The sequence below is a fragment of the Halothiobacillus sp. genome (genome assembly GCF_027346185.1).
Classification (GTDB): Bacteria; Pseudomonadota; Gammaproteobacteria; order Halothiobacillales; family Halothiobacillaceae; genus Halothiobacillus.
On sequence record NZ_DAIESY010000017.1, the window covers coordinates 1 to 5,534 of the forward strand.

At 53.9% G+C, this 5,534-nt stretch carries 6 protein-coding genes; 1 reads left to right on the forward strand and 5 read right to left on the reverse strand.

The genetic code is table 11. The annotated features are described in order from the left end of the window. The 4 genes from M7R55_RS01470 to M7R55_RS01485 all read right to left on the reverse strand — a co-directional run. On the reverse strand, window positions 1–564 hold a 564-nt coding region (locus M7R55_RS01470; protein ID WP_298217848.1), incomplete at its 3' end, for an IS30 family transposase. A 107-nt stretch (window positions 565–671) separates the two neighbouring features. Next, on the reverse strand, window positions 672–1,004 hold the full coding sequence (locus tag M7R55_RS01475) for a type II toxin-antitoxin system HicB family antitoxin (RefSeq protein WP_298217849.1): 333 nt from the start codon (window positions 1,002–1,004) through the stop codon (window positions 672–674). Then, window positions 1,001–1,255 carry a type II toxin-antitoxin system HicA family toxin gene (locus M7R55_RS01480; RefSeq protein WP_298217851.1) on the reverse strand — a complete coding sequence of 85 codons (255 nt, stop codon included), beginning with the start codon at window positions 1,253–1,255 and terminating at the stop codon, window positions 1,001–1,003. The genes M7R55_RS01475 and M7R55_RS01480 overlap by 4 nt, the downstream gene beginning before the upstream one ends. 25 nt (window positions 1,256–1,280) lie before the next feature. Next, window positions 1,281–2,420 carry a site-specific integrase gene (locus M7R55_RS01485; RefSeq protein WP_298217854.1) on the reverse strand — a complete coding sequence of 380 codons (1,140 nt, stop codon included), beginning with the start codon at window positions 2,418–2,420 and terminating at the stop codon, window positions 1,281–1,283. A gap of 770 nt (window positions 2,421–3,190) precedes the next feature. Here M7R55_RS01485 and M7R55_RS01490 point away from each other — a divergent pair. Further along, the gene (locus M7R55_RS01490) at window positions 3,191–4,420 is read left to right on the forward strand and encodes an Nramp family divalent metal transporter (RefSeq protein WP_298217856.1); all 1,230 of its coding nucleotides are present in this window, start codon (window positions 3,191–3,193) and stop codon (window positions 4,418–4,420) included. Between the two features lie 22 nt (window positions 4,421–4,442). Here M7R55_RS01490 and M7R55_RS01495 read toward each other — a convergent pair. Beyond that, window positions 4,443–5,534: GGDEF domain-containing phosphodiesterase (locus M7R55_RS01495; RefSeq protein WP_298217858.1), on the reverse strand; the 1,092-nt coding region annotated here is incomplete at its 5' end.

The window sequence follows — 5,534 nt, forward strand, 5'->3', positions numbered from 1 at the left end:
CTCTTCAATCTCAGGCGGGCGCTCATGAATGCTGACCATGTCGGGTATCTTCCCGCGTCGATCTTCACCACGCGCACGGGGGCGGCGTTTGGCATGGCCAAAACGCAGCCAGCCAATCACTTCCGTGCGCAGCGCACCGCGGGGCATGGCGTAGATCGCGGTGTAGATGGTTTCATGAGAAACCTGCAACGATGGGGTGTTAGCGTGCACAAGTGCCAGTGTGCCAGCAATCTGCTCGGGCGAGTAGCCCGTCTTCAGATAGCGCATGACATGCGCCCACAAAGGGGTTCCTGGTCGCAGGCGGCGCTCGACGCGGGGTTTGACCGTGCTTGCTTGGGCGCGCTTATGAGCCGCTTCGGCGCAGTAACCGCCGGTCACGGAAGGTCGCCCTGGGCCGCGCGGCGTCTTCGGTCGTCTCCAGCCGTTGCGACGCAGCTCCCTGGAAATGGTCGATGCCGAGCGATTCAGTCCCATGGCAATGATCGCCGGCTTGACCCCCATCGCCAGCTGCGTTTGGATCAGCGCCCGCTCTTCAATACTCAACTGTTTGTAGATTTTTCCCATGCAACATTGATCCTCAAAAAATATTGCACTTGGGGTTTGAGCACGCCCTCCCTATGCGTTGTGGTTAGAAACCCGCCAGCGTTTGACCCGTTGGTGGGTTTTGTTTTTTATCGGGTGGCGGCTTTACTGATTGTTTCCGCTGCCCACTGGTTGAGGCTTTTCCCTGAGGCTTGCGCGGCGATTAGGGCGGCGCGGTGTACCTCTTGCGGGATGCGTAGCATGAGTTTGCCGCTGGCGGGTTTGTTGGGTGCTTGCCCCAGCTTGGCACAGGCTTCCAGATAGTCATCAACGGCTTCATGGAATGCGTGTTCCACTTCGGTGACGGCTTCACCATGAAAGCTCACGATGTCACGAATGCCCAAGATGCGGCCAACAATCAATTTATCTTCATCGTCATAATCAAGGCGGGCGGTGTAGCCTTTGTAGGTCATGGTGTTCATGGTTTGACTCCCAAGGTTTGCAGATAGTCACGAACGGCACGCACGCGGTAGCGCAGGGCTTCCTTGTCCGGGTGCGGGCGGTGAAAGTGGGCGCGGATGCTGTCTTTCTCAAAGGTGACGGACGAGCCAGAACCCTCGATGACCTTGCACCCCAGCGCGCGCAACAAGGCCTCAATGCGTGCCCACTCCATTGCGCCATTCACAGGGTCGGTGAAAATGGCTTCCAGCGTTTTGCGGTGTTTGCTGTTCATGGATTAATGATAGCAGATAGCGCAATCACTTTTTCACCTTCCCCAAAACGGTATTCTGCATCTTGGCAACAAGGCCGGATGAATGTTCGGGGCTTATGTGGGCGTAGCGCATCAGGCTTTTCAGGTCGCGGTGTCCGGTCAGCTTGGCAAGCTCGATATGGGATGCGCCGGTTTTCAGCATCATGGATGCGAAGGTGTGGCGTAAGTCATGCCAGCGGAACCCTTCGATACCGGCGCGGCGTAGCGCTGTTTCCCACGGTCGGCGCAAGTCTAGCGGCTGGTAACTGTTATGCCTGCCCTGGAACACCAAGCGGCTACCGTCGAACGTGCGACGTTTCGCGCTCCATGCTTTGAGTGCATCAAAGGCCATGCCCTCGATTGGCGCAAGGTGCGGGTGTCCATTCTTGGTGACGGTGACGAGCGCATGACGCGGCGGGATGGCGAATGCACGGCCTGAATCATCGGTGTAACGGGTCGGCAAGTCTCCGAGATTGATGCGCGGCCATTCAAGCCCCATGACGTCGGCTTGGCGCATTCCGGTGAACAATGCCAAGCGTACGGCAATCCCAAGCTCCGCACTCTCGGACTGGTCGCAGGCATCCAGCAAGCGGATAAGTTCATCATCGGTCAGATACCGTTCGCGGGCGTCGTTGATTTTGGGCTTCACGACTTTGCGCATGGGGTTCTCTGCAATGATTCGCTTGTTCACTGCCCACTTGAGTACGCCACCAAGGGCGGATATGTCGCGCTTGAGTGTGGACGGGCTGATCTGGCCCATGTCCTTGCCTGCCGCGCTGATTCGGCGGCGCGTGGCGACTTGCTCCATAGCAATCTCGATTGCTTCGGCGTCAATGTCCATGAGGCGCATGTGCCCGAGATGTTTTGCCCATTGCACGAGGTTGTAGGGCATGACTTCTTGCGTTGTTTTTGACATAGACAGCAGGCCATCAGGCGCAGTGCTGAATTTATCGACGAGTTCCTTGAAGGTGATTTTTGCCGTTGGCCTGTCGGGTGAGTATTCGCCTCGATCAATGGCACCCTCGATCTGTTGCGCCCACTTGGTCGCGTCGGTCTTGCGCTTGATTGTCTTGGTGACGGGCTTGTGACCCTTGCGGCGAATCACAACCATCCATGTGTCGTTTGGTGTCTGTACAATGCTTGCCATGCATAACCCCTCTTGGTTGCGCATCATGGGGGCGGATGTTTGCAGCATCGCGCCCCTTTTTCTTTGGTCAACTTCTCACAAACGCGGTGCCGTGTTGTGGTGTGTTGTTAAAGCAAGTGTATAGTTTTTGTATAGTCTGCAACTATCAGAGCATTAAAAGGCATGTATTAATTAATGGAGGCAGTTCCATCCTAATGGGCAGGTCTTGGGTTCGACTCCCTCCGTGGACACCATAAAAACAATCACTTATGCCGTTTTTCACTTCGTTTCGTGTTGTGAAAGACGGCCGTTTTTTGTGCTTTTTTGCAAGCATTTGTACCCGAATTTGTACTCGAAAAAATCGCCGGTAATCGCCTGAAATGCGGCATTAGCTGGGGTGCTCGTTTTTCAATTTGTACCCGTATTTTTAACCCCTGCTTTTTCTTGGCTCGATAACCGTTACCAATTTCATAATTTTGCACACGATAGGAGCCAGTCGGACTTTAGGAAAAGTAGCGAAAATCGAGCTGGGTGAGGGCAGATTTTGCCGCTTTTGCAGGGAAAGAGTGGGCTCTATTGCCCAAAAAAGCGGTGAACTACGAGCCGTCCAGATGGATTTGCAGCCGATTTTATTTAAGTCCGACAAGCTCCTAAGGAAGCTGACTAAACCAGAGATTCCCTGAGGCAAACCAACGCGTCAGCTTCTTCATTCGATTATGAATGAATCTGGTTGCCCTAAAAGTTAGTTAAGACTAATATGAAATTTAGTTCAAACTAATAAGCTGCCCCTCATGTCGATTCAAGCATCCCTTCCCCGCTCGTCCAAACGCACGCGTATCCTTTTCTTGGGCCCCGCCTTTGTGGCAGCGATCGGCTATATCGACCCAGGCAATTACGCCACCAACATTCAGGCCGGTGCCGATTACGGTTATCTGTTGCTGTGGGTCGTCGTCTGGGCCAATCTGATGGCGGCTCTGATCCAAATGCTTTCCGCAAAGCTAGGGCTGGCGACCGGCGAATCGCTGGCCTCCCAACTGGGCAAGCGCTTGCCGCGCTGGGCGGTTTATCCGTACTGGATTCAGGCAGAAATTCTGGCTATGGCGACCGACATCGCCGAATTTATCGGGGCGGCACTGGGCTTTAAGCTTTTGTTTGGCTTCACCCTGATTGAAGGCGCGGTCATAACTGCCCTCATCAGCTGGGCTGTGCTGAGCCTGGAAACACGCAATGTCAAGACACTGCAGATCGTGATTGGCGGGATGCTGCTGTCCGTCGCCCTGATCTATGTCGTCGAGTTGCTGTTCAGCCACCCCCATCCCGCTTCCGTACTGGAAGGCGCCCTCATTCCCGGTTTCGACGGCAGAGACAGTGTGTTTCTGGCCGCGGGAATTCTGGGTGCAACCGTGATGCCGCACGTCATTTATCTGCACTCGGCATTGAGCAAGGCAGATCTGGTTAAATACGGAAAGCTGCACCGCAAGACCATGTTCCGCAGCACCAAATGGGATGTCGCCTTCGCCATGACCATTGCAGGATTCGTGAATCTCTCAATGCTCGCTATGGCGGCGGCGGTGTTTTATGGCAATCCTTCGGCAGAATCGGGCAATATCGAAAACGCCTACGAAACATTGAGACCGTTACTCGGTGAGCTTGCCGCACAGATTTTCGGTGCCAGTCTGCTGATTGCGGGGCTGGCTTCCACGATTGTCGGCACACTGGCCGGGCAGGAAATCATGAGTGGTTTTGTGCGCTTCCGTATTCCTGTCACCCTCAGGCGTGCCATCACCATGACGCCGTCATTCATCATCATCGCCTTGGGTCTGAATGTGACCGAAGTACTGGTGTACAGCCAGGTCGTGCTCTCGTTTGGTATCGCGCTGGCCCTGATTCCGCTGGTGCTGTTTACCAGCGATCGAAAATTGATGCGTGGTTACGTCAACCCGACCTGGGTCCGATGGCTCGGATGGCTCACCGTGGTGGTGGTGGTCAGTCTGAACGGCTATTTATTGGCCACCAGTTAGTTTGCTGAACGCGACTCTGCACTCATAAGGGCCGCTCAAGCGGCTCGTAAAAATAGTACCCTTGCGAGTCGTCGATACCGATCTCGCAGACCTGACGATAAATAGCTTCATTGGACACGAACTCCGCCACCGTCCGAATACCCATTTCATGTGCAAAATCGCAGATGTGCCGCACAATAATCTGCGTATTCCGGTCATGCGGCAATGTCCTGATCAGGCTGCCATCGATCTTCAGGAAATCCATGTTCAACTTGATCAGATGATCGAAGTTGGAATAGCCGGAACCAAAGTCGTCGATGGCGAACAGACAACCCATTGCCTTGAACCGATGGATGAATGCACTAACGGCCTCGTAGTTGTTCACGCCCTCACTTTCAAGGATTTCAAACACGATCAGACGCCCCATGCCGGTTTCCGTCAAACGTTGTTCGAGGTAATCCGACAATTCCTGATTCAGCAAATCTTCGGTCGACAGATTGATGCTGACCGGAACTGCGCTTTCCTTGAATACCTCCAGCACCTTGTCAATCATCGTTCGAGTCAATTGGCTATAGAGTTTGGTTTTCTTCGCAACATCCAGAAACTGGTTGGGGCTGATGACCAGACCATCCAAATCGATCAACCGGATCAGCGCTTCATACTTGGTCACCGCTTGCGTCTTGTTATCCACAATAGGCTGGAAGTAAGGCACGATCCGAGATGTTTCGATGGCATCTCTGATTCGCTTGTACCAGGCAATGTTATTTTCCTGCTCCTTCGTCGAATCCAGATCGTCGAACAGGCCGATGCTCTGGTGATTCAGTTTGGCCTGCTTGATGGCGGCAGACGCATGAGCCAACCCACCATCGGCCGCGTGGGCCACACCCACCGTAATGGTCAGCACGATCTCCACACCTTCCACCATGAAAGCTGAATTCGTCGTTGCGGTAATCAACTCATCGAAGAAATGCCTGATTTGGGGGAGCGATTCGACAGAGCTGAAATACAGCGCAAATTCATCGCCACCCATTTTGTACAGGTGAATATCTTTCAGATCATGGATGTGCGTAACCAGCCACAATCCATACTGCTTCAGAAGCAAATCACCGATGGCGACACCGTAAACGGCGTTGAT

Coding starts and splice junctions, on each gene's coding strand:
- M7R55_RS01475 (WP_298217849.1), bottom strand. CDS start 1,004: ATGAACACCATGACCTACAAAGGCTACACCGCCCGCCTTGATTATGAC.
- M7R55_RS01480 (WP_298217851.1), bottom strand. CDS start 1,255: ATGAACAGCAAACACCGCAAAACGCTGGAAGCCATTTTCACCGACCCT.
- M7R55_RS01485 (WP_298217854.1), bottom strand. CDS start 2,420: ATGGCAAGCATTGTACAGACACCAAACGACACATGGATGGTTGTGATT.
- M7R55_RS01490 (WP_298217856.1), top strand. CDS start 3,191: ATGTCGATTCAAGCATCCCTTCCCCGCTCGTCCAAACGCACGCGTATC.